The organism is Vagococcus sp. WN89Y, assembly GCF_052220145.1.
In the GTDB taxonomy this organism is placed as follows: Bacteria; Pseudomonadota; Gammaproteobacteria; order Enterobacterales; family Enterobacteriaceae; genus Kosakonia.
Window position 1 is genome coordinate 1 of sequence record NZ_JBQPOM010000039.1, and the last position, 653, is coordinate 653.

Annotated in this window: 1 protein-coding gene; it reads left to right on the forward strand. The window is 60.9% G+C overall.

Annotated elements, in window-relative coordinates:
- The coding region (locus ACTU3N_RS14650) for a hypothetical protein (RefSeq protein ID WP_443086874.1) at positions 1–653 on the forward strand (653 nt) is incomplete at both ends.

Below are 653 nucleotides of genomic sequence, written 5' to 3' on the forward strand. Positions count from 1 at the left end.
GACACCGACACCGACACCGACACCGACGCTGATGCGGATACCGACGCTGATGCCGATGCAGATGCAGACACAGACGCCGACGCCGACACGGACGCCGACACAGATGCTGATGCGGACGCTGATGCCGATACGGACGCAGATGCAGATACTGACACAGATGCCGACGCCGATACCGATACCGATACTGACACTGATGCGGATGCAGACACTGACGCAGATACGGACGCGGATACCGATGCGGATGCAGATGCTGATGCGGACGCGGATACCGATGCGGACACTGATACGGATGCAGACGCAGATACGGACACGGATACCGACACGGATGCCGATACGGACGCAGATGCAGATGCGGACGCAGACACGGACACAGACGCCGATACGGACGCAGATGCCGACGCAGACGCTGATACTGACGCTGACGCAGACGCCGACGCCGATGCGGACGCCGACACGGATACAGATGCGGATACGGACGCCGATACCGATGCGGACGCCGACGCCGACACCGATGCAGATACTGACGCAGACACGGATACCGATGCCGACACTGACACCGACACCGATGCAGATACGGACGCTGATGCGGATGCAGACACTGATACTGACGCTGATGCCGACACCGACGCTGACGCGGATGCAGACACAGATGC